At 71.2% G+C, this 21,771-nt stretch carries 22 protein-coding genes, 1 tRNA gene and 1 pseudogene; 6 read left to right on the top strand and 18 right to left on the bottom strand.

Going from position 1 to position 21,771, the window contains the following annotated elements:
* Nucleotides 1-10: 10 nt before the first annotated feature.
* The 3 genes from ABZ857_RS11300 to ABZ857_RS11290 are packed head-to-tail and all read right to left on the bottom strand — an operon-like array spanning nt 11 to nt 3,105.
* A complete protein-coding gene (locus tag ABZ857_RS11300) occupies nt 11-844 on the bottom strand; it encodes a carbohydrate ABC transporter permease (RefSeq protein WP_204050802.1) in 834 nt (277 codons plus the stop codon).
* Nucleotides 841-1,764, bottom strand: a complete 924-nt coding sequence (locus tag ABZ857_RS11295; RefSeq protein WP_357041183.1) for a sugar ABC transporter permease — start codon at nt 1,762-1,764, stop codon at nt 841-843. The genes ABZ857_RS11300 and ABZ857_RS11295 overlap by 4 nt, the downstream gene beginning before the upstream one ends.
* 6 nt (nt 1,765-1,770) lie before the next feature.
* Nucleotides 1,771-3,105 (bottom strand): extracellular solute-binding protein, encoded by a 1,335-nt coding sequence (locus ABZ857_RS11290; RefSeq protein WP_357041180.1) that lies wholly within the window; start codon nt 3,103-3,105, stop codon nt 1,771-1,773.
* Nucleotides 3,106-3,385: 280 nt separating this feature from the next.
* Here ABZ857_RS11290 and ABZ857_RS11285 point away from each other — a divergent pair, with 280 nt between their 5' ends.
* The 3 genes from ABZ857_RS11285 to galK all read left to right on the top strand — a co-directional run bounded on the left by ABZ857_RS11285 (nt 3,386) and on the right by galK (nt 7,346).
* A complete protein-coding gene (locus ABZ857_RS11285) occupies nt 3,386-4,858 on the top strand; it encodes an alpha-N-arabinofuranosidase (protein ID WP_357041177.1) in 1,473 nt (490 codons plus the stop codon).
* A gap of 168 nt (nt 4,859-5,026) precedes the next feature.
* Entirely contained in the window at nt 5,027-6,163 is a 1,137-nt protein-coding gene (locus tag ABZ857_RS11280; RefSeq protein WP_357041174.1) for a LacI family DNA-binding transcriptional regulator, read from the top strand.
* A 61-nt stretch (nt 6,164-6,224) separates the two neighbouring features.
* Complete coding sequence (galK, locus tag ABZ857_RS11275; protein WP_357041171.1) at nt 6,225-7,346, top strand: galactokinase; 1,122 nt, start codon at nt 6,225-6,227, stop codon at nt 7,344-7,346.
* A gap of 3 nt (nt 7,347-7,349) precedes the next feature.
* Here galK and ABZ857_RS11270 read toward each other — a convergent pair whose 3' ends face one another.
* The 7 genes from ABZ857_RS11270 to ABZ857_RS11240 form a co-directional block, all read right to left on the bottom strand.
* Nucleotides 7,350-8,132 carry an enoyl-CoA hydratase-related protein gene (locus ABZ857_RS11270; protein WP_357041168.1) on the bottom strand — a complete coding sequence of 261 codons (783 nt, stop codon included), beginning with the start codon at nt 8,130-8,132 and terminating at the stop codon, nt 7,350-7,352.
* 38 nt (nt 8,133-8,170) lie between these two features.
* A complete protein-coding gene (locus ABZ857_RS11265; RefSeq protein WP_357041165.1) occupies nt 8,171-9,325 on the bottom strand; it encodes a nitric oxide synthase oxygenase in 1,155 nt (384 codons plus the stop codon).
* A 201-nt stretch (nt 9,326-9,526) separates the two neighbouring features.
* Nucleotides 9,527-9,943 (bottom strand): thioesterase family protein, encoded by a 417-nt coding sequence (locus tag ABZ857_RS11260; protein WP_357041162.1) that lies wholly within the window; start codon nt 9,941-9,943, stop codon nt 9,527-9,529.
* Nucleotides 9,944-9,996: 53 nt separating this feature from the next.
* Nucleotides 9,997-10,368 (bottom strand): cupin domain-containing protein, encoded by a 372-nt coding sequence (locus tag ABZ857_RS11255; protein ID WP_357041159.1) that lies wholly within the window; start codon nt 10,366-10,368, stop codon nt 9,997-9,999.
* Between the two features lie 57 nt (nt 10,369-10,425).
* Nucleotides 10,426-10,950 carry a YbaK/EbsC family protein gene (locus tag ABZ857_RS11250; protein WP_357041156.1) on the bottom strand — a complete coding sequence of 175 codons (525 nt, stop codon included), beginning with the start codon at nt 10,948-10,950 and terminating at the stop codon, nt 10,426-10,428.
* On the bottom strand, nt 10,940-11,242 hold the full coding sequence (locus tag ABZ857_RS11245) for a helix-turn-helix domain-containing protein (RefSeq protein WP_357041153.1): 303 nt from the start codon (nt 11,240-11,242) through the stop codon (nt 10,940-10,942). Before ABZ857_RS11245 ends, ABZ857_RS11250 begins: the two co-directional genes overlap by 11 nt.
* A 321-nt stretch (nt 11,243-11,563) precedes the next feature.
* Nucleotides 11,564-11,636 (bottom strand) — tRNA-Asn (locus ABZ857_RS11240).
* Nucleotides 11,637-11,897: 261 nt separating this feature from the next.
* Between ABZ857_RS11240 and ABZ857_RS11235 the strand changes: the two genes are divergently transcribed.
* Nucleotides 11,898-12,197, top strand: a complete 300-nt coding sequence (locus tag ABZ857_RS11235; protein WP_357041150.1) for a YtxH domain-containing protein — start codon at nt 11,898-11,900, stop codon at nt 12,195-12,197.
* Between the two features lie 206 nt (nt 12,198-12,403).
* Here the strand turns inward: ABZ857_RS11235 and ABZ857_RS11230 are convergent, their stop codons facing one another.
* From ABZ857_RS11230 to dnaG, 5 genes are all read right to left on the bottom strand, one after another.
* On the bottom strand, nt 12,404-13,315 hold the full coding sequence (locus tag ABZ857_RS11230; RefSeq protein WP_357041148.1) for a hypothetical protein: 912 nt from the start codon (nt 13,313-13,315) through the stop codon (nt 12,404-12,406).
* A 36-nt stretch (nt 13,316-13,351) separates the two neighbouring features.
* Complete coding sequence (locus ABZ857_RS11225; RefSeq protein ID WP_357041146.1) at nt 13,352-13,855, bottom strand: hypothetical protein; 504 nt, start codon at nt 13,853-13,855, stop codon at nt 13,352-13,354.
* A 99-nt stretch (nt 13,856-13,954) separates the two neighbouring features.
* Entirely contained in the window at nt 13,955-14,272 is a 318-nt protein-coding gene (locus tag ABZ857_RS11220; protein ID WP_357041143.1) for a hypothetical protein, read from the bottom strand.
* A gap of 184 nt (nt 14,273-14,456) precedes the next feature.
* Entirely contained in the window at nt 14,457-15,596 is a 1,140-nt protein-coding gene (gene rpoD, locus ABZ857_RS11215) for an RNA polymerase sigma factor RpoD (protein WP_079312297.1), read from the bottom strand.
* 146 nt (nt 15,597-15,742) lie between these two features.
* Complete coding sequence (dnaG, locus tag ABZ857_RS11210) at nt 15,743-17,674, bottom strand: DNA primase (protein ID WP_357041140.1); 1,932 nt, start codon at nt 17,672-17,674, stop codon at nt 15,743-15,745.
* A gap of 146 nt (nt 17,675-17,820) precedes the next feature.
* Between dnaG and ABZ857_RS11205 the strand changes: the two genes are divergently transcribed.
* Nucleotides 17,821-18,660 carry a M23 family metallopeptidase gene (locus tag ABZ857_RS11205; protein ID WP_357041865.1) on the top strand — a complete coding sequence of 280 codons (840 nt, stop codon included), beginning with the start codon at nt 17,821-17,823 and terminating at the stop codon, nt 18,658-18,660.
* Between the two features lie 51 nt (nt 18,661-18,711).
* Here the strand turns inward: ABZ857_RS11205 and ABZ857_RS11200 are convergent, their stop codons facing one another.
* Nucleotides 18,712-20,016 (bottom strand): deoxyguanosinetriphosphate triphosphohydrolase, encoded by a 1,305-nt coding sequence (locus tag ABZ857_RS11200; protein WP_357041137.1) that lies wholly within the window; start codon nt 20,014-20,016, stop codon nt 18,712-18,714.
* Nucleotides 20,017-20,188: 172 nt separating this feature from the next.
* Between ABZ857_RS11200 and ABZ857_RS11195 the strand changes: the two genes are divergently transcribed.
* Nucleotides 20,189-20,980 carry a hypothetical protein gene (locus ABZ857_RS11195; RefSeq protein WP_357041134.1) on the top strand — a complete coding sequence of 264 codons (792 nt, stop codon included), beginning with the start codon at nt 20,189-20,191 and terminating at the stop codon, nt 20,978-20,980.
* 76 nt (nt 20,981-21,056) lie between these two features.
* Here ABZ857_RS11195 and ABZ857_RS11190 read toward each other — a convergent pair.
* Nucleotides 21,057-21,287 (bottom strand): annotated as a pseudogene (locus ABZ857_RS11190) (transcriptional regulator); the annotation flags it as partial.
* 21 nt (nt 21,288-21,308) lie between these two features.
* A partial coding sequence (locus ABZ857_RS11185) for a LysR substrate-binding domain-containing protein (RefSeq protein ID WP_357041132.1) occupies nt 21,309-21,771 on the bottom strand: 463 nt, incomplete at its 5' end.

The raw sequence follows: 21,771 nt of genomic DNA, 5'->3' as shown, positions 1-21,771 counted from the left end.
GAACTCCCGGTTACTTGACGCTCCCGGCCAGCAGTCCCTTGATGAAGTGGCGCTGGACGAGCAGGAAGATGATCACGGTGGGGATCGTCGCGATGGTGCAGGCCGCCATGAGCTGGCCCCACAGGTCGAAGCCGCTGGAGGTCGACCCGCCGGTGACGTTGGTGGCCAGGCCCGCCAGCAGCACCGACACCGTCTGCCGCGCCGGGTCGTTGACCGCGACGATGGGCCAGACCAGGTCGTTGTAGATGTTGAAGAAGGTCAGCACGGCGAGCGCGGCCAGGCCCGGCCGGATAACCGGGACCACGACCGACCAGAACGTCCGCAGCGTGCCCGCGGCGTCGATGGCGGCCGCGTCCAGCAGTTCGTCGGGCACCTGGCTGATCGTCTGCCGCATGTAGAAGACGCTGAAGGCGTCGACCGCGCCGGGCAGGATCAGCGCCTGATAGGTGTTGATCCAGCCGAGCTGCTTCATCTCCAGCAGCAGCGGGATGACCAGCGTCAGCGTCGGCAGCATGAGGGTCAGCAGGACGACGCCGAAGAGCAGTTCCTTGAAACGGAAGCTGTACTTGGCGAAGCCGTACCCGGCGAGGGGGCACAGGACCATCGTGATCGCGCCCTTGACCGCGACGACCAGGACCGTGTTGCCCAGCGCCTGGCCGATCGGCACCGAGCCGAACATCGCGCGGAAGTTGTCCAGCGTGAAGGGGCCGACGCCGAGCGGGTCGTTCAGGATGCTCGCGCCCGGTTTGAGCGAAGAGACGACCATCCACCAGATCGGGTACAGGAAGACGACGACCGCCAGCGCGACGAGCAGGTAGCCGGCGCCACGCCGCAGGCCGGTCATCTCGACTCCCTGAAGACACGCACGGCCGCCAGCGAGAGGCCGAGCACCATGATCACCAGCAGGAAGGTGTTGGCCGCCCCGGTGCCGAGGTCGGAGGCGCCGATGTGCTGGAAGAGGTACAACCCGGTGGTGGTGCTGCTGTTGTAGGGGCCGCCCCCGGTCAGCACGTACGGTTCCAGGAACATCTGTGAGATCCCGAGGGTCGAGATGACCACGAAGAACGCGATCGCGTGCCGCATCAGCGGGACGGTGACGGACCAGAAGGTGCGGACGGGGCCCGCGCCGTCGAGCGCGGCCGCCTCGTAGACCTCGCCGGGGATGCCCTGGATCGCGGCGAGCATGATGATCAACGCGAAGCCGCTGCTCTTCCACAGCACCAGCAGCGCGATGGTCACCTTGGACCAGCCGGTCGAGGTCAGCCACTCCACGGACGGCAGGCCGGCCAGCCCCAGCAGGTGGTTGACCACGCCGTAGTCCCGGTCGAAGATCAACACGAAGGCCTGGGCCATCGCCGCCAGCGGGGTGACGTACGGAACGATCACGGCGGTGCGCAGCAGCCGTTTGAAGCGGAGCTTCGCCCTGGACAGCGCCCCGGCGGCCACGATCGCGCCGATCGTCTGAGCCGGCACGATGAGCAGCCAGATGATCGCGCTGTTACCCAGTGCGCCCCAGAAGTCCGGATTGGTCAGCAGGTAGGTGTAGTTGCCCAGGCCCACCCACCTGTACGTGGCCCCGCCGTGCCAGTCGATGAAGCTGAGCTGGAGAGCGTAGTAGAGGGGATAGGCGCCGAAGGCCGCGAAGAACACGAAGAACGGGGCCACCAGGAGCGGCCCCCTCCAGCCCGTGCGCGGCCCGCGCCGGCCGCGCTTGGGCAGGGCGGCCACCTGTCGTGGGGCCGCGCGGTTCGCCAGGAGGGACACGGCCGGTCAGTTCCTGTCGATGAGGTTCTTCTTGATGTCGGCCGTCGATCTGGAGATCACCTCGTCGACCGACATCTTGCCGTCCATGAGCCGCTGGAGGTTCGCACCCAGATACTTGGCCGCCTGGCCGTACCAGGTGGGGGCGGTGTAACCGGCCGGAATGTCCAGCGCGGCCTTGGTGCTGATCGCCCAGTTGTCCACTCCCCCGAGCTGGGGAAGCCTCTCGACCAGCGGCTTCGCCGGGTCGAGCGCCGACTTGACGGACGGCACGACGGTGTTGAGACCGGTCGGGTAGACCGAGTTCTTGGAGAACACCTTGCGGTAGCCCTCGGGGTCGTAGACGGCGAACTCGTAGAACAGCCAGGCCAGTTCGGGGTTCTTCGCCTTGGCGGGGATGACGAACGAGCTGCCGCCCATCAGGCCGGACCGGGCGCCGCCCTGGGTCCACGCGGGCAGGTTGGCCACCCGCCACTGCCCGGTGGTCTTCTTCAGGCCCGACTGCGGGATGAAGATGAACCAGATCGCCCAGGGGACGAGGGAGATGATCTGCTCGTCCAGCATGGTGATCTGGGCGGTGCTCGCGAACTTCTGCCGGGCGCCGAGCCCCTCGTCGACGACGGTCTTGATCCAGGTGAGGGCGCGCCGGGAGGCCTCCCCGTCCAGGGTCAGGTTGCCGGAGGGGTCGACCAGCCCGTGTCCCTGCTGCTGGTTCAGGAACATCGTGTACCACATCATGCCGAGCGTGTCGTCCTGCTCCAGCGGGATGGGGCGCGCCTTCGGGTTCTTCGCCTTGATGGCGCGTGCCGCGTCGAGCAGGGCGTCGTAGCTCGTCAGCGAGGCGGGGTCGACGCCCGCGCCGGACAGGACCGCGTCGTTGTAGTAGAGCAGACCGGGGTCGGTGTCCCACGGGACGCCGATGAGGCGTCCGTCCTGGGTGAGGACGTCGAGCTTGAACTGGATCGTGTCGTCCCGGTACTTCGCCATGAGGGCGGTCAGGTCGTAGAGGTGCTCGCCGTGCTGGCCGATCTGGTCGTCCTCCCAGAAGGACCCGTCGGGCAGCCCGGCACCGCTGATCAGCGCCGGCGGGAGCTTGGTGTTGATGTCGACCCCCTTGAGGTCGACCTTCACGTTCGGATATTTGGCGTTGAACGCGGGGACGACCGTGCGGAAGACCTTCAGCAGGTCGTCGTCGCGCATCCAGAGCGTCACCTGGCCGCGTACGTCGGTGCCGGCGGACGGGGCGGCCGACGACCCGAGCGCCGCCGGCTTGTCCGATCCGGTCGGCACCCCGCAGGCCGCGAGCATGCTCCCGGCCGTGAGGAGGCCGAGGCCTCGCAGCACGTCCCGGCGTGATGTTATCGATAACACTTGATCGTGAGGATAGGCCACGGTGATCTCCCTGATTGCTGACAGTGGGTGAACCCGGCCTCTGGTTCACGCGGCCCGAACGTGGCCGCTGATGGTCGATTGTTAACGATGCCAAACAGGAGCGTCAAGGGCTCGTTTCCTCAGGTTTACCGGGGTGCCCGCCGTTGTTATCGTTATCAATCGTTGCCTTGACCCCAGGATGTCCCCGCCTGATGCTGGCGGGCATGACGTCCGCATCCCCTCTGGAGCGCAAGTGCTGGAAGCACGCGTCACGATCGACCCCGCATTCCGCGTCGCCCCCGTCCGGCGGCGGACGTTCGGCACGTTCGTCGAACACCTGGGCCGCTGCGTCTACACCGGCATCTACGAACCCGGCCACCCCACGGCGGACGAGGACGGCTTCCGCACCGACGTCCTCGCCCTGACCCGCGAGCTCGGCGTCACCGCCGTCCGCTACCCCGGCGGCAACTTCGTCTCCGGCCACCGATGGGAGGACGCCGTCGGCCCCGTCGAGCGGCGTCCGGCCCGGCTCGACCTCGCCTGGCACAGCACCGAGCCCAACCGCGTCGGCGTCGACGAGTTCATGCGCTGGTGCCACAAGGCCGACCTCGAACCGATGATGGCCGTCAACCTCGGCACCCGCGGCGTGGGCGAGGCCCTGGCCCTGCTCGAATACTGCAACCACCCGAACGGCACCGCCTGGTCGGACCTGCGCGTCGCCAACGGAGCCAAGCGTCCCTACGACATCCGCATGTGGTGCCTGGGCAACGAGATGGACGGCCCCTGGCAGATCGGCCACAAGACCGCGGCCGAATACGGCCGGCTGGCCGCCGAGACGGCCCGCGCCATGCGCATGTACGACCCGTCCCTCGAACTAATCGCCTGCGGCAGCTCCAGCTCAAGCATGCCCACCTTCGGCGCCTGGGAGGCCACCGTCCTGGAGCACACCTACGACCTGGTCGACTCCATCTCCTGCCACGCCTACTACGAGGAGAAGGACGGAGACCTCGGCTCGTTCCTCGCCTGCGCGACCGACATGCAGCACTTCATCGACTCGGTCACCGCGACCGCCGACGCCGTCGGCGCGAAGGTGAAGTCACGCAAGAAGATCAACCTGAGCTTCGACGAGTGGAACGTCTGGTACCAGTCCCGCTTCCAGAACGCGCCGGTCCCCGCCGACTGGCCCGTGGCGCCCCGGCTGCTGGAGGACCACTACCACCTCGCCGACGCCGTGGCCGTCGGCTCCCTGCTGATCACCCTGCTCGCCAACAGCGACCGCGTCACCGCCGCCTGCCTCGCCCAGCTCGTCAACGTCATCGCCCCGATCATGACCGAACCCGGCGGCCCCGCCTGGCGGCAGACCACCTTCCACCCCTTCGCCCAGGCCGCCCGCCACGCCGCCGGCGACGTCCTGCGGGTCGAGACCGACAGCCCCGCCTACGACACCGCCGACTACGGCGAGGTCCCGCTGCTGCACGCCACCGCCACCACCACCGGGGACGAGACGGTTCTCTTCGCCGTCAACCGATCCCTCGACCGGCCGCTCCGCGTGACCGTCAACGGCCCCGTGACACGGGTCCGCGACGCCACCACCCTGACCGACACCGACGTCTACGCCCGCAACAGCGCCGACGCACCCGACCGCGTCGCCCCCCGCCCCCTGCCGGCCGACGGTACGACCATCACCCTGCCGCCCGTCTCCTGGAACGTCATCCGGCTCGCCTAGCGGGCGGACCGGCCCTCGGCTGCAGGGCTCCGATGCCGGAGGGGCTTCGCAGCCGTACGGGCCGACCTGCTCGACCAGCCGGCGCCGGAAGGCGGCCGGCGGCAGCACAACGCAGGTCGACCTGCGTAGGCCAGGCACCTCAGGAAGCCGCGAAACGAGGACGTTGTCATGATGCCGGTCGATCCCGAGCCCGCTCCACGATCCCGTGTGGCTGTGATGGGCGACGTGGCGGCCCTGGCCGGGGTGTCGGCGATGACGGTCTCACGGGTGCTCAACTCGCCCGAGAAGGTGCGGCCGGAGACGAGGGCCCGGGTGCTGGCGGCGATCCGGGAGCTCGGCTACCTCCCCAACCTCGCGGCCCGCGTGCTGGCCACCGGGCGGTCCGGGATGCTGGGCGTGGTGAGCTTCGACACGACCCAGTACGGCCCGGCGTCCATACTGCGCGCGATCGAACACGCCGCGATCGAACACGACTACCTGGTGAACATCGCCGGCCTCAGGGCGCTGGACCGCGGGTCGATCGAGGAGGCTGTGGAGCGGCTGCGCCGGCAGTCGGCGGACGGGATCGTCGTCATCGCGCCGTACGAGTCGGCGGCCGAGGGCCTGCGGCACCTGCCTTCGGACCTGCCGGTGGTCAACGTCGGCGGCGGCGAGGACGTCCCGGTCCCCACCGTCGCGGTCGACCAGCATGCCGGAGCGGCGCGGGCCACCCGGCACCTGCTCGACCTCGGCCACCGGACGGTCTGGCACGTGGCGGGGCCGCCGAACTGGATCGACGCGCGGGACCGGGTCAGCGGCTGGCGGGCCGCCCTGGAGGCCGGGGGGCGGGAGATCCCCGAGCCGCTGGTCGGCGACTGGAGTCCCGGAACCGGTTACGAGCTGGGCCGGCGCCTGGCCCGGCGCCCGGAGGTGACCGCGATCCTCGTGGCCAACGACGAGATGGCCATGGGGGTGCTGCGCGCGCTGCGTGAGGCCGGGCGGCGGGTGCCCGGGGACGTCAGCGTCGCCGGCTTCGACGACATCCCCCAGGCGGCGTACTTCTGGCCTCCGCTCACCACCGTGCGGCAGAACTTCGCCGACGTCGGCCGGCAGGCGTTCGCGCTCCTGCACGAACGCATTTTCGCGCTCCTGCACGAACGCGTCGCCGACGGCAAGCCGGCCGCGCGCCGTATTGTCGAGCCCGAGCTGATCGTCCGGGAGAGCACCGGCCCCGCCCGCGACCGTGGTGGCCGTGATCGCGACGCACCGGTCCCGGGGCACCCCTCGGGCTCGCGCGATATCGCCGGCGGGGAACGATCCCTGTGAGGGAATCGCCGCGGGGGCCGCTACCCTACGGGGAGGCTGAGATGTTGAGGAGTGTGCGACTATGCGCGTTATTGATGCTTTCCGGCAGGCGTACGGCGGCGAGCCCGCCGGGGTCTGGCACGCGCCCGGCAGGGTCAACCTGATCGGGGAGCACACCGACTACAACGACGGCTTCGTGCTGCCGTTCGCGGTGCCGTGGGGCGTCACCGCGGCCGTCAGCCCCCGCGAGGACCTCACCGTCCGGATCTCCTCGCTCCAGGCCCCCGGCGAGGAGCAGGTGCTGGAGGACGTCGAGCGGGCCGAGGGCTGGGCCCGCTACCCCGCCGGAGTCGTCTCGACGATGCGCGGCGCCGGGCTGCCGGTGCGCGGCGCGGACATCGTGATCGACGGCGACGTGCCCAAGGGCGCCGGGCTGTCCTCCAGCGCCGCGCTCGAGGTGTCCGTCGGTCTCGCCCTGAACGACCTGTACGGCCTGGGCCTGGAGCCGATGGAGCTGGCCAGGCTGTGTCAGAAGGCCGAGAACGAGTTCGTCGGCATGCCGTGCGGGATCATGGACCAGGCGGCCTCCGCGCTCAGCAGGGAGGGGCACGCGCTGTTCCTCGACTGCCGATCGCTGGCCAGCCGGGCCGTGCCGTTCGACCTGTCGGCATACGGCATGCAGATCCTCATCATCAACACCGGCGTGCACCACGAGCTGGCCGACGGGCAGTACGCCGAGCGGCGCCAGGACTGCGAGAACGCGGCCAAGCACCTCGGCGTCCCTTCGCTGCGGGACGTCACCGACCTCGCCGTGGCCCTGTCGAGGCTCAGCGGCGACGAGCGGGCCCGCACCCAGCACGTCGTCACCGAGAACCACCGGGTGGAGGCCGTGATCGGGCTGCTGCGGGCCGGAGCCGTGCAGGAGATCGGCGCCCTGCTGAACGCCTCGCACCTGTCGCTGCGGGACCAGTACCAGGTCTCCTGCCCGGAACTGGACGTGGCGGTGGAGGGCGCGGTCAAGGGCGGCGCGCGCGGGGCGCGGATGACCGGCGGCGGCTTCGGCGGCTCGGCCATCGCGCTCGTCGCCGACGACCGGGTGGACCGGGTCCGCGCCACCGTGGAGCAGGCCTACGCCGAGCGCGGCTGGGCCGCGCCGACGTTCCTGCCGGCCACCCCTGCGGCCGGCGCGCACCGCGTTCGCTGAGTCCTAGGCCAGGGGTGGGAAGTCCGGCGGCCGGCGTTCGAGGAAGCTCGCCACTCCCTCGGCGAAGTCCGGCCGCCGGAACGACTCCAGCATCAGCCGCACGGCCTCGTCCCTGGCCTCGTCGAGCCCCGCCTGCCAGCCGCCCCAGATCTGCCGCTTGATCACGGCCATCGAGGCGGGCGAGCACTGGGTGGCCAGCTCCTTCGCGTACGCGACGGCCTCGGCCAGCAGCCGCTCCCCCGGCACTGCCCGTACGGCGAGGCCCATGGCGCACGCCTCCGCGCCGGTGAAGACCCGGCCGGACAGCAGCAGGTCCATCGCCCGCGCCTGCCCCGCCAGCCGCGGCAGGATCCAGCCCAGGCCCCACTCGGCGACGAGGCCGCGCCGGGAGAACGCGGTCGTCCACTTGGCGTCGTCGGCGGTGACGACCACGTCGCACACGAGCGCGTGGACCATGCCCAGCCCGGCGCACGCGCCGTTGACCGCCGCGACGACCGGCGTCCGCAGAGTGGTGGGGAACGTGGTGGGCCTGCGGTCCTGCTCGTGGGTGTCGTCGCGGCCGTAGTCACCGGTCTGGATGGCCGTCAGGTCCGCGAAGTCGGCCCCGGCGCAGAAGCCCTTCCCCGCGCCGGTCACCACGACCGCCCGTACGGACGGGTCGCGGTCGGCCTCCTCCAGCAGGTCGAAGTAGCGCCGTCCCATCTCGGCGGTCCAGGCGTTCAGCCGTTCGGGCCGGTTCAACGTCAGGATCCGCACACCGCCGTCGTCCTCGGACAGCACCACCATGTTCACCCTCCCTAACCCGAACTATGTTCTACACGGTTCTACCTCAGGGGAGGGCGGTGGACGTAGGCCGGCGTGAGCCGTACGTCGTCGTAGTAGCGGTGGAAGACCGGCGTCGCGGCGCCGGACAGGGGCGGCACGATCCAGGACCAGTCGGCGGGGCAGACGCGCCCGCTGCGCTCCTCCCGCTCCAGATGGGTCAGGAACCGCCGCGCCTCGGTGTGGTGGTCGGTGATCGTGACACCGTCCTCCGCGAAGGAGTGCAGCACGGCGACGTTGAGCTCCACCAGCGCCTGGTCGCGCCAGAGCGTCCGCTCGTGGGAGGTGTCGAGGCCGAGCCGCTCCGCGACGACGGGAAGCTGGTCGTAGCGGTCCCGGTCGGCGAGGTTGCGCGCGCCGATCTCGGTGCCCATGTACCAGCCGTTGAACGGCGCGCACGGATAGCTGACACCGCCGATCTCCAGCGACATGTTCGCGATCGCCGGCACGGCGTGCCACCTGAGCCCGAGGCCGGCGAACCACGGGAAGACCGGGTGCCGGAGGGGCACCTCCAGGACCGCCTCGCGCGGCACCTCCCGCAGGACCAGGGCGCCCTTGGCCTCCACCATCAGCGGCAGGACGTCGAACCTCGTGCCCTCCCCCCGCCAGCCCATCCGCAGGGCCCGCTCGGTGATCCGCGCGTTCGCCGGGTCGCCGAGGACCGAGCCGTCCTCGCGTACGTATCCGGCGTACCGGATGAGCTGGTCGTTGAAGATCCGCGGCGCCCGCTCCCCCGGCCGGTCGGGGGCGCACACCGTGATCGTGGGGCGGATCCTGCCCCTCCCGGTGGCCGCCCTGAGATGCTCGACGCACTCCTCGGCCACGCCGTCGGCGGTGTCCACGTGCCGCCGGTCACGGACCTGCAGCGACCGCCAGTAGAGGCGACCGATGCATCTGTTGCTGTTGCGCCACGCCACCCGCGCGCCGAAGGTCAGCTCGCCCGTGGTGTGCGTGTACGTCCCCGTCTGGTCGATCTCCGCGAGGACCTCCCGGAGCCGGATCTCCACCGGGCCCGCCACGGGGTTCTCCGCGTGGTGGAGCCGGATGAAGTCCTCCGCCTCCCGCCTGTCGATCTCCTCCCCGCGGTCCCGTACGGGCGCCGGGGTCTTCTTCGATTTCCGCCAAGTCAGCACGACCGCCACACACTTCGCGCTCACGGGCGCCCCGCACCGGTTCCGGGCCGGCGGCGACACCCTTCCCGCAGTGGCCCTCACCCCACTGCGCCGTCCGTGGTCCGCGGCAGCCGCGACCGGTACGGTCACGGCGATCACATTTTCCGCGAAGTCCCCGGATTTGTCCGCCAAATCCACACACCGGCGGCCTCAGGCTTCCCTGGCGAAGCTGTCGACCGACCGGCTTCAGGCGGTGGTTCGCGCGTTGAGCCGCGCGTGGAAGCGTTCGGTGTCGATGACGGCGCGGCGGTGGGTGCCCTGGCAGACGGTGGCGGCGCCGTCCCGGGCGTGGACGGTGAAGGTGAGCTGCCTGCCCTCGACCGCGGTCAGTTCCGCGAGGACGGTGAGAGTGGCGCCGGGAGGTGTGGGCGCCTGGTGACTGAGGTCGACGTGCACGCCGAGGCTCTGCTCGCCGTCCTCCAGGTGCCCTTGCAGGGCGCGCATGCAGGTCCATTCCACGACGCCGACCAGATAGCCGGTGGCCAGGACCCCGGGCAGGGCGGTGAAGTCGTCGGACTCGGGCAGCAGGTGCGGCACCGTACGCTCGACCGGTACCACATAGTCCAGCCGCGCGGTCAGACCCGGCTGCAGTGAGGCGTGCATGGTGGTCCTCCAGGGGTCACGGGGTGTGTCGTCGTGGCGGTGGCCGGGCCCGGTCAGTCTCCGGTGGCGACGACCCCGGCCTTCTCGATCATCAGTACGGCGCTGCGGACGGGGACGACGGGCCGGTGCGACATCCCGGCCGGGACGGTGAACGCCTGCCGGGGGCCGAGCTCGACGGTGTCTGCGCCCTCCAGCTCGATACGGAACAGCCCGTCCAGGACGAAGAAGAACTCATCCTGCTCGTCGTGCTTGTGCCAGTGGAACTCGCCGTGCATCACGCCCAGCCGCACCCATACGTCCCCGACCTGGATCAGGGTCTGGTTATACCAGGGATCGTCGACCTGATCGATCAGCGCTTGGACGTCCATCGCTTGAAGGGTGGTGAACAGCGGCTGGTAGTGGATGGCGTAGTCCCTCTGCGACACGGTTTCCTCCTTCGGACGGCGGCCGGTGACCGCGCTCGCCCCTGCGGGCGGCCGGGGTCAGGACGCGGTGGTGATGGGCGCGATACGAGGGGCGGCCAGGCGCACGTAGTCGTCGGTGGCCAGGGCGACAGAGCGGTCCAGCCGGGCGGCGTTGAAGAACAGCTCCGGCATCCGCAGCAACGCCGGATCGGCGATGACCTCCAGCTCGGGGTGGTAGCTGAAGGGCAGCACCGTGCCGCTCACGCTGCCGGCCAGCTCCTCGGCTCTGTCCCGGTCGGCGAAGGCGGCGTAGGTGCCCTCCAGCAACGCCTTGAGCGCCTGCAGATCCAGGCGGGCGTCACCGGGCACCACGGCCAGCACGTGCCGGGTCTGCTTCTTGCCGACCTTGACCATGACGATCAGGCACTTGGCCGCCTGCGCGACGTCGTGCCCGCGCAGGGCGCTGACCAGTTCGGTACGCCCTTCGGGCGCATGGTCGATCAGCCGATAGCGCGCCCCGGCGGCATCCAGGTCTTTGATGAGACGCTCATAGAGCCCCAGGCCCCCGGGCGCCGCGACGGCGCCGCCCAGCTCACCACTCACCGCTCAGCAACTCCTTCGCGCGCGCGATGCGGTCCTCATCGCGCTGGTAGAACACCCACTGCTTGATCTTCTTGCCGCGCACCAGCCCCGCCTGGGAGAGCACTCGCAGGTGATCGCCGCAGGTCGGCTGGCTCACCCCCAATTTCTGGGCGATGAACAAGGAACAGACCCCGTCGCGGACCAGATCACCGTCGCGCTGCGGCGGGAAGTGCCGCTCGGGATCGCGCAACCACTCCAGGATCAGCAGGCGCTTGTCGTTCGCCAGCGCCTTCACCAGCTCCAGGTCCAACACCAGAGCATTATGGCAATTAGCTAATTGCCTGTCTACGGATCCCGCTGGCCCGCCCGTTGTCTCCGCTGCAACCGCCCGGTTCGGACGCTGCGGACCGGCCGGCACGTGCGCGTCGGCCGCGTCTGCCTTGGCGCCGGGGACCGCTCGCCGCTCCCAACCCCGGCGCCCTGCCGCGCCTGGACCAACCACATCCACCGCGACGGGGGGCGTCCGTCCTTTTGCGTCAACCCGTGTCGGCACTGACACATGTGCTGTTCCTGCTCGGGAGCGATACAAAAACCCCGGGGCGGTGGTCTGTGACCACCGCCCCGGGGTGAAATGCTCCCGCGATAGGACTCGAACCTATAACCTGCCGGTTAACAGCCGGCTGCTCTGCCGATTGAGCTACACGGGATCGTGCTCTCTACTGCTGTTACTGCCTGCTCCGCTCGTTCCGGCCTTTCGGCTTTCCTTGCGGCGCGGAACTAGATTAGCGCACTCCGGGGGGTGTCTGTCACATCGATTCCGTCCGCGAGTCGCCGGGTCTTGATCGGCGTACGGCAAAGAGCGTCCGGACGGCCCAGGGAGCCCGCCCGGGCGGGGCCGGAGCGTCTGCTGTTGGATAGAGACAGGCCCTCGGGGTAGGGGGCGGGGAACACGAGCGCGGAGGTGGAAGATGCGATACAAGGCGATGTTCGCCACCGGGCTGGCCGTCGGCTACGTCCTCGGCACGCGGGCCGGGCGTGAGCGCTACGAGCAGATCAAGCGTTTCGCGCAGCGGTTCGCGGACAGCCCCACGGTGCAGGAGGCGGCGGGGCTGGTCGGCGCCCAGGCCTCGAAGGTGGCGGGCAAGGCCAAGGACTTCGCGGGCGACAAGGTGCCGTTCCTGAAGAAGACGGAGACCTGGGAGGCCGACAGGACCGACCGGGTCGGCACGGCCACCGGCTGGCCGGCCGGCGCCGACCAGATCCCCTGAGCCGATCCCCCGGCAGACCACGCCCGGGCCGCCGCCGGAGCAATTCCCGGCGGCCTGCCGGCCGGGCCTCCCCGCCGCCGCGGGTGCCGGCGACACGGTCGCGCCGGTGCGCGGCCCCGGGAACGGGCGGTGGGCCCCCGATGCGGTAGCCGGGGCCCGCCGCGTGTACTCCTCCCCAGGCGCTGCACGCCCGCCGCGGGACGATTTCAGGAACGGTACAGGTCGACCACGTCGTCCCCGTAGGGGTCCCGCGCGGCCCTGCCGGTGCGCGGAGCCGTGATGGAGGCCTTCACATCCCAGCTGAAGCGGGTGGAGACGGCCACGGACTCCGCCGGGTAGCCCTTGCCGGGCCGCCAGACAGCCTGGACCACGATCGGCTTTCCGGTCATGTCGGTGGCGATGCCCCAGAAGACCGTGATCCCGCTGAACCGGGGGTCGAGCCGCCCGCCGAGCATCGTCCTGAACGGCTTGGAGATCTCGAACAGCTTGCCGAAGGTCGTCGTGCCGCGGTAGCCCCAGGTCTTCTTGATCGCGCGGTCGTCGGCGTCGTGGACCGCCGATCCCGGCCTGCTGCTCGACGCGGAGGCGACCAGGGCCGTGAGCGTCCCGAGGTCGAAGGCGTCGACGATCTGGTCACCGTACAGCGCCGCGCCGCCGGACGCCTTGCCCATCCTCGCCCACGACGTGCCACCGTACGCCGGACCCGCGCCGTAGAGCACCCCGCCGACGCTGCGCACGCGATGCGTCGCCGAACCGACCTGGGCGAGGTCACCCGCGCGCCGGTCGCCGCCGGCGGCGTCCTCTCTCAGGAACCGCAGACGGCAGTTGCCGAACGGCATCGACCGCTTCATGTCCGCGGCCACGACCCCGCCCCGGCCCAGCCGCGCCATACCCGTCACGTGGGGGTCGTCGCTCCCGCCCTTGCAGTAACCGCGTGGCATCTCGTCGAACCGGGGGTCGCGCGGCCAGGCCACCGAGGTGTGCTGGAAGACCTTCACCGGGCTGCCCTGGGCCTGGAGCCGCCGCACGGCGGCCACCACGTCGACCGACGCCGCCCGGGCGGGCACCGGTATGGCCGCGATCCCGAGCACGGCCGCCATCGTCACTCGCCATCTCATGCGCAGTGATCATTCCATGCGCCGGCCGTGCCGTCGTCAGACGCCGAGGCTGCGGCGTACCTCTTCGAGGGCCTGCTCGGCGTGGGCGCGCAGGCCCGGGTCGTCGGCGTCGAGCCCGGGGTCGAAGATGAACTCCCAGCGCGGGGTGTCGTAGCCGGGAATCCGGCGGGCGACCAGGCGCACTCCCCCGCGGCCGTTGATGGTCACATGGCGGCTCGCGACGATCGTCGAGGTCACCCGCTCGCGGATCGTCTCCGGCAGCCTGCCCGGCTCGGGCAGGAGGGCCCGGTGGACGGCTCCGTCCGTCATCGTGACCGTCACGCCCTCCTCGTCCCACACGGCCTTGTCCATCAGGTGCCACGGCAGGCGCTGCCCGTCCGGCAGGTGCAGCGCCTGGGTGGTGGCGACGATGTGGCCGCCCTCCGGCGTCCGCGCGTGGCTGATCGGGCGCTCGCCGCTTTCCAGGGCGAGAGCCGTACGGGCCTCACGGGGAAGCCGGGAGCCGAACAGGCGGGACAGTGATGGCTTCTGAGGAGTCAAGGGAGCACCGCCAGCGTACGACGACCGTTAACACCCCAGAGGCTATCCGGCGGCCCGGTCCGGACTTCGCTCCCCCCAGGCAGGAGCCGCTTTCACACTTCAGGCGAGCCACTCCCGAAGTCCGGCGAGATGCCCGAGTTCCGACTCGACGCGCTGCCTGTCGTCAGCCGTGAGCTCCAGACCTCGTAGATCGGCGAGCCAGGGATCGGTGGGCTCGCCGAGGGCCGTGGCCAGATCGACAAGGTGACACAGGGCGATGGCCCGCTCCATCGGCGAGGCGTCCGCGCCGCGCCTGCGCACCGCGGACTTGAGCGCGCGGAAGGCCTGCAGGTCATCGTTCGCCAGGGTCTCCTCCACTGACACGCACGGCATCAACGGCACCGTCGTCTCGTTCGGCCGAATCGCGGGCTCGCTCACGTGATCCACCTTCCGGGTCGTCCGGCGATGGTTACACCCCACCGGACGACTCGCATATGGATCGCTCCAAGGACCCGGCCTGCGCCACCGGACGCCGGCGTTCGCCTGGGCGCGCCGGGCACGACACCGGGAACGCGACGAGCGCCTCCCAGAGGGCGGGAGGCGCTCGTCCGCGGTCGAGGCGTCAGTCCAGGTAGTCCCGGAGCATCTGGGCCCTGGTGGGGTGGCGCAGCTTGGCCAGCGTCTTGGACTCGATCTGGCGGATGCGCTCACGCGTCACGCCGAACTCCCGGCCGACCTCCTCCAGCGTGCGGGGGTGGCCGTCGGACAGGCCGAACCGGAGCTGGATGATCCGCTGCTCGCGCTCCGACAGCGTGGCCAGGATGTCGTCGAGCTGGTCCTGCAGCATGATGAAGGCCGCGGCCTCCATCGGCACCACGGCGTCGGCGTCCTCGATGAAGTCGCCGAGGTCGGAGTCCTCCTCGCCGATGGGCGCCTGGAGCGAGACCGGCTCCTGCGCGATGCGCTGGATCTCCACCACGCGGTCGATGGGCAGGTCCATCTCGGCGGCGATCTCCTCGGGGGCGGGCTCCCGGCCGAGGTCCTGGTGGAGCTGCCGCTGCACGCGGACCAATTTGTTGATCGTTTCGACCATGTGCACGGGAATCCGGATCGTTCTCGCCTGGTCGGCGATGGCCCGGGTGATCGCCTGGCGAATCCACCAGGTCGCATAGGTCGAGAACTTGTATCCCTTGGTGTAGTCGAATTTCTCGACCGCACGGATGAGACCGAGATTGCCTTCCTGAATGAGATCCAGGAACAGCATTCCGCGGCCCACATAGCGCTTGGCGATGGAGACCACGAGCCTGAGGTTGGCCTCGATGAGCCGCTGCTTGGCGCGGACACCCTCCCAGACCAGGTCCTCCAGCTCCGGCCGGGCGAACCTGGCGGCGGGGCTCTCGCAGAGCTTGTCCTCCGCGAACAGGCCGGCCTCGATGGCCTTGGCCAGCTCCACCTCCTCCTCGGCGGTGAGCAGCGGAACCCTGCCGATCTCCCTGAGGTAGATCCTGACCAGGTCGCTGGTCGGAGCGCGTTTGCCGATATCCTCCTCGTCCGGCTTGCTGGGCTCCTCGTCGCCTTGCGGCTCGAGGACCTCAACCCCGTTCTCGGCGAGCATCCGCACGACACGCTCCAGCGCGTCGGCGGGCAACTCGGATCGGTCGAGCGCGGCGGCCACGTCGTCAACCGTGACGCTCCCGCGTTCCCTTCCCTTCGCGACGAGGTCCGCCACCTGGTCTACCGATGGCGGCCTGCTTGGCAGCACCGATGCACCCACGCAAGACAGTGTGCAGGAAAGGCACCACTAAATGGCAGGCCTATTTTTGTCACCCAAGGTAAGGCGGAAGTCAATACCGAATCGAGATCAAATTATATGTTTGGCGACTGTGAGATCTGGAAAGGGGAGTTTATTCAGGCCCCGCTGGCGCGTTCTCGCAACACACGTCGCTGCTGTTCCAGCGCCACGAGTTCGCCGAACAGCCGGTTGTACTCCTGCTGCTCCTCGACCGGGTTGAGCCGCTGCAGCCGCGACTTCACCTGGGCGACGGCCCGGCCGACCGCGACCTCCTGGATCTTGGCCAGGACGGCCGCGCCGTACCGCTCCTCGACGTTCACGTCGGCGCGCACGGCCTCGACCGCGAACCGGGTGACGAGCGACCTCAGGTCGATGCCGCTCCCGCCCGGCGTTTCGGCGTCGGCCTGCTCCAGCAGCCGGTCGACCCACTCGCGCCCGCCGGGCCCTCCGGCGGCGGTCCCTCCCGCCGCCACGATGACCTCGTACAGCGCGACGTGCTCGGGCAGGGTGAACGTCGCCGCGCCGAGGGCGTCGAACTCCGGCCCGAGCAGGGCGGGCCGCTGCACGGCGAGCTTGAGCGCCTCCGCCTCCAGGCGGACGGCGGGGTCCATCGGCTCCTGCCGCACCGGGGCGGACCCCGCGGGCGCGGCTCCGCGCGCCGCCTGCTGCCTGCCCTGCTGCCGACCTGGGGCGCGCCCGCCCTCCTGCGTCCGCCCCACGACCTGCTGCACGCGCTGGATGACGAAGCCCTCGTCCATGAAGCCGAGCCAGCGGTCGAGGTCCACCACGTAGGTCTTGCGCAGCCCCGGGTCCTTGATCGAGGCCACGACGGGCGCGGCGGCGTCGAGCGCGGCCAGGCGTCCCTCGTTGGTGTTGAGGTCGTAGCGGGACAGTGTGCTGCGGATCGCGAAGGCGAACAGCGGCTCGCGGCCGGCGATCAGGTCGCGTACGGCGGCGTCGCCCTGCTTGACCCGCAGGTCGCAGGGGTCGAGGCCGTCGGGCTGCACGGCGACGAAGGTCTGCGTGACGAACTTCTGCTCGTCCTGGAACGCGCGCAGGGCGGCCTTCTGCCCCGCCGAGTCGCCGTCGAAGGTGAAGATCACCTCACCCCGGAACTCGGCCTGGTCGAGCAGCAGCCGGCGCAGGACCTTGATGTGGTCCTCCCCGAAGGAGGTGCCGCAGGTGGCCACCGCGGTCGGCACGCCGGCGAGATGGCAGGCCATGACGTCGGTGTAGCCCTCCACGATGACGGCCTGGGACCGCTTGGCGATCTCCCGCTTGGCGAGGTCCACGCCGTACAGCACCGAGCTCTTGTGGTAGATCGGGCTCTCGGGGGTGTTCAGGTATTTGGGGCCGTCGTCGGAGTCGAGGAGCTTGCGCGCGCCGAACCCGATGACGTCACCGGTGATGTCGCGGATCGGCCAGATCAGCCGGCCGCGGAACCGGTCGACGGGGCCGCGCCTGCCCTCGCGGGCCAGTCCGCCCTTGATCAGCTCCTGGGAGGTGAACCCGCGGGCCATCAGGTGCCGCGACAGCGCCTCCCACTCGTTGGGCGCGTAGCCGACGCCGAAGTGCTCGGCGTCGGCCCGCTCGAAGCCGCGCTCGGACAGGAAGCGCCGCCCCGGGGCCGCCTCCGGGCTGGACAGCCGCTCGGCGTAGAACTCGGCGGCGGCGCGGTGCGCCTCGATCAGCCGCAGCCGCTCGCCCTGCTCGCGGCCGGGCACGTAGCCGCCCTGCTCGTAGCGGAGCTGGATGCCCGCGCGCTGGGCGAGCCGCTCGACGGCCTCGGTGAACGTCAGGTTCTCGATCTTACGGACGAACGTGATGACGTCGCCGCCCTCGGCGCAGCCGAAGCAGTAGTAGTAGCCCCGGGCCGGGGTGACGTTGAAGGAGGGCGACTTCTCGTCGTGGAACGGGCACAGCCCCTTCAGGTTGCCCCCGCCCGCGTTGCGGAGCTGGATGTGCTCGCCGACGACGTCGGCGATCGGCGAGCGCTCCCGCACGAGCGCGATGTCCTCGTCACTGATCCGACCGCTTCGCCCTGCCACGCTGGCGAGTCTAGAGCCTGCCCCCGACAGCCCGGACGCCCCGCCGCCGACGTAGAGGACTAGTCACGACTTTCCGGAATCGGTCGTGATGTACGGCTTGGTCCGTTACAAAGGAAAGGTTCGGTAACGTCGACCAGGTGGAGATCATGCGATCGGGGAGACTTGCCGCCCTCGCCGGCGCCGCGTTCGTCGCGGCGTCCTGCGGCGCGCCCGCCGGGGTCGCGGGAGTGAGCACGCTACCGCCCACACCGCCGCCGGGGGGCGGCGTCACGGCCGCCACGGTCGCCTCCCAGCCGGGCCACGCCGTGCCTCCTCCCGGAGAGGAGCCGGTGCGGGTCCCGCCGCCGAAGATGTCCCCCTACACGTACGCCTTCCCCGTCAAGGGCTGCAAGGCGTCGTACGCCCGCAAGCTGCTGGTGCTGCCCAAGACCACCATCTGGGCGAAGAAGGGGTGCGCGTTCGTGTCGCCGGTCGACGGGGTGGTCCAGGAGGTCAACGTCAAGAACCTCTGGTCGCCCTCCACCGATCGCGGTGCCGACCGGGAGGGCCGGTTCGTCACGGTCAAGGGCGAGGACGGGGTGCTGTACCTCGGCGGCCATCTCGACTCCGTGGAGCAGGACATCACGCCGGGCACCAAGGTCAAGGCCGGGCAGCTGCTCGGGCGGGTGGGCAACACCGGCAACGCGCGCGACACCGCGAGCAACCTCTACTTCGCCATCTCGTGGCCGACCGCGCCGCAGAACTGGTGGGTGCGCCGGGGTGTCGTGCCGCCGTGGCCGTACCTCGACGCGTGGGACGACGGCAACCGCACCGTCTCGCCGCGCAAGGCCACGCTGGCGCTGCGCAAGCGGCTGGGCGAGACACCGCCCTGCACTCAGTTGTGCGCGTCCAAGCAGACCACCACCACCCCCACCCCCAAGGCGACCACGCCGCCCAAGAAGAAGAACGACAACGACAACGGCATGCCCACCCCCATACCGATCTAGGGGGTGTCCTGCGGTGCGGCGGAGGCGGTGCGGCGGAGGCGGCGCGGCGGGTCAGCCGGCCCTGAGGCGGTGCGTGGCGGACGACAGGCGGCGGTGCCAGCCCATGGCGGAGGCGTCGGTCAGTGAGGCGATCTGGTCGACCACCGCGCGCAACCGCCCCGCGTCGTCGGCGGCCTGCTCGAACTGCGGCCGCAGGGCGGGCTCCAGCGTCGCCGGGGCGCCGCGCAGGATGAGGTCGCCCAGCTCGGCGATGATCTCGCGCTGCCGGGCCTGGACGGCGTGGTGGGCCTCCCGCGACATCACGTAGCGGGCCGTCACCCCCTTGAGCAGCGCACACTCCAGGCGGGTGGTCCTCGGCACCACCAGCTCCGCGGCGTACCGGTCGTGGCTGCCCCTGCCTCCCGGCGCGGGGCGGCAGCCGTACGCCTCACGTGTGGCGTCCTGGGCGGAGCGGCACAGCCGGCCGATGAGCGCACTGGTGAGCCGCTTGAGCGCGGCGAGGTCGGCGAGCCCGGCGTCGAAGGCGGCCGGCCACAGCGGCTCGGCGAGCAGCCGCGCGAAGGTCTCCGACAGCTCCTCCAGGGCGGCGTCGGGCGCGTACCACTCCCTCGTCAGGCGGCACACCTCCAGCCGCTCCTCCGGGTCCCGCAGGGCCGCCATCGTGACGTGGCCGCACGTCAGCGCGTCCTCCAGGTCGTGCACCGAGTACGCCACGTCGTCGGCCCAGTCCATGACCTGCGCCTCGAAGCCGACCGCGTAGTCGGGCGCCCCCTCCCGCACCCAGCGGAAGACCGGCAGGTCGTCGGGGTAGACGCAGTACGGCTGGCCCTCTCCGGCGAGCGGGACGCCGGGGATCCGGCAGGAGGACCCGGCCCAGGGATACTTGCAGACCGAGTCGAGCGCGGCCCGGGTGAGGTTGAGCCCGGCGCTGCGGCCGTCCTCGGTGATGACCTTGGCCTCCAGCCGGGTCAGCAGGCGCAGGTTCTGCGCGTTGCCCTGGAACCCGCCGCACGGCGCGGCCAGCTCGTCGAGGGCGGCCTCCCCGTTGTGGCCGAACGGGGGATGGCCGAGATCGTGGGCGAGGCAGGCGGTCTCCACCAGGTCGGGGTCGCAGCCGAGGACCTTGCCCATCTCCCGGCCGATCTGCGCGCACTCCAGCGAGTGGGTCAGCCGCGTACGGGGGCTGTGCAGGCCGGTGCAGTCGGCCGGGGCCACCACCTGCGTCTTGGCGGCGAGCCTGCGCAGCGAGGCACTGTGGAGCACGCGTGCCCGGTCCCGCTCGAACGCGCTCCGCTCGGGGTTGCCCGGCGGCTCCGGCACCCACCGTGCCTGGTCGTGCTCGTCGTAGCGGGCCATGCGTCCTCCTTCCCCGTGGCAAGCCCCCTGGCGGCGGGGAATGGAGCGTACCCACGAAGGTCCCGTTTCACGACAGATCCGGTAGTGCGATGGAAGATTGCCCCTTGCCCGGCACGCGATCGCGAGTGATACTCGACTTTTCCCGCCCTGGCGCTTCCGAGGAGGAGCCCTGGTGGTGGACGACGAGCTCGCGGAGGTCCTCCGATCCGGGCCCTTCGAGCGTGCCCTGCGGGCGGCCATCCGCGCCCGGGGGCTGAGCCTCGACCGCCTGCACTCACGGCTGCGCGAGCGGGGCGTCGACGTCAGCCTGTCCAGCCTCAGCTACTGGCAGCGCGGCCGGTCCCGGCCCGAGCGCGCCGCCTCGCTGGCGGCGGTCCGTGAGCTCGAAGGCATCCTGTCCCTGCCCGAGTACGCGTTGATCGGCCTGCTCGGGCCGCCCCGCCCGCGGGGCCGGCGGCCGGAGACGCTCATCGTGCTCAGCCACCACGAGCAGGTGGTGGTGGGCGCCGGCCGGCGGCATCGGGTGAGCGCCAGGGTCGTGCTGCGGGCCGCCGCGCCGGGCGTGGACCGGTACGTGGTCGCCCACCCGCCGGGCACCCGGCTGCTGCGCACCGAGTGCTGCCGGCCCGGCCGCGGCGGCGACGACGGGACCGGCCCCCTGACCGAGCTGATCTTCCCGCACCCGCTCGCCCCCGGCGAGACCCACGTCGTGGAGTACGTCACCGCCGTCGCCGCCGCCGACCGGTACGACCGGCGCCTGCGGGACCCGGTCGAGCAGCATCTGGTGCAGGTGCGGTTCACCGGCGGGCGGCTGCCGGTGCGGTGCTTCCACACCTGGTCCCCGGACGCGTCCGCGCCGCCGCGGGACGCGGGCGAGCTGCGCGTCGACGCGTGCGGGACCGCCCACCTGGTGGACACCGGCGCCCGGCCCGGCGTGCGCGGCATCCGCTGGGAGTGGAGCTAGGGAGTGTGAACCCGGACGGCCCAGCGGTGCAGCCGCGGGTCAGGTCCTGGAGGCCGACCACGCGCAGCAGCTCCAGCCGCTCGTAGGACTCGCTGCCCGGGCGGGCGGTGCAGACGACCAGCCGCTGGTCGTGCTCCGGGCTCAGCATCACCTCGCAGTCCAGCTCCAGCAGCAGGCCGACGACCGGATGCAGGAAGCGCTTGACGTCGGCGCGGCGCACGGCGACGTCGTGGGTGTCCCACAGCGCCGAGAACTCCTCGCTGCGGGCGCGGAGCCGGCGTACGCCATGGCGAGGGCGCCGGTCGTTCCCGCTCTGGGCGGGATCCCTTTAGGAAGTACCTCGAACGGCGGTGCGGGCGAGGCGGACGAGCTCGGCGGCCGGGCCGGTCAGCCGGGTCCTGGCACGCCACACCGCGAACAGCGGCCGCCACAGGTCGAGATCGGCGACGGGCACCTCGATCAGGCGCCCGTCGCGCAGTTCCGCGGCCACGGCGAGCTGGCTGAGGACCGCCGGGGCGACCCCGGTCTCCACCGCCACCTTCACCGCGGCGTTGGAGGACAGCTCCAGGATCGGCGGGGCGACGTCCGGCCCGGTCAGGAGGCGGTCGAGCGCGTGGCGGGTGCCCGAGCCGGGCTCGCGCACCACCAGCGGTGTCGCGGCCAGGTCGGCGCGGGGCCGGGGGGGCCCCCGCCCCCCCCCCCCCGGGGGGGGGGGCCGCCCCCCCCCCCCGCCGGCCGAGGGGGCCCGGCCCCCCCGCCACCGCCCCCCGGCCCCGCGCCCCCCCCCGTAT

The organism is Microbispora sp. NPDC046933, from assembly GCF_040644635.1.
Lineage (GTDB): Bacteria > Actinomycetota > Actinomycetes > Streptosporangiales > Streptosporangiaceae > Microbispora.
The sequence above is the reverse complement of the archived record's forward strand: the minus strand, read 5'-3'. Positions and strand labels throughout refer to the sequence as shown.

What these genes read in the sequence shown, in the direction of transcription:
- ABZ857_RS11300 (WP_204050802.1), bottom strand. Translation starts at nt 844, where the DNA reads ATGACCGGCCTGCGGCGTGGCGCCGGCTACCTGCTCGTCGCGCTGGCG.
- ABZ857_RS11270 (WP_357041168.1), bottom strand. Translation starts at nt 8,132, where the DNA reads ATGGTGGTGCTGTCCGAGGACGACGGCGGTGTGCGGATCCTGACGTTG.
- ABZ857_RS11230 (WP_357041148.1), bottom strand. Translation starts at nt 13,315, where the DNA reads ATGAGATGGCGAGTGACGATGGCGGCCGTGCTCGGGATCGCGGCCATA.
- ABZ857_RS11205 (WP_357041865.1), top strand. Translation starts at nt 17,821, where the DNA reads ATGCGATCGGGGAGACTTGCCGCCCTCGCCGGCGCCGCGTTCGTCGCG.
- ABZ857_RS11235 (WP_357041150.1), top strand. Translation starts at nt 11,898, where the DNA reads ATGCGATACAAGGCGATGTTCGCCACCGGGCTGGCCGTCGGCTACGTC.
- ABZ857_RS11280 (WP_357041174.1), top strand. Translation starts at nt 5,027, where the DNA reads ATGATGCCGGTCGATCCCGAGCCCGCTCCACGATCCCGTGTGGCTGTG.
- ABZ857_RS11260 (WP_357041162.1), bottom strand. Translation starts at nt 9,943, where the DNA reads ATGCACGCCTCACTGCAGCCGGGTCTGACCGCGCGGCTGGACTATGTG.
- ABZ857_RS11200 (WP_357041137.1), bottom strand. Translation starts at nt 20,016, where the DNA reads ATGGCCCGCTACGACGAGCACGACCAGGCACGGTGGGTGCCGGAGCCG.
- galK (WP_357041171.1), top strand. Translation starts at nt 6,225, where the DNA reads ATGCGCGTTATTGATGCTTTCCGGCAGGCGTACGGCGGCGAGCCCGCC.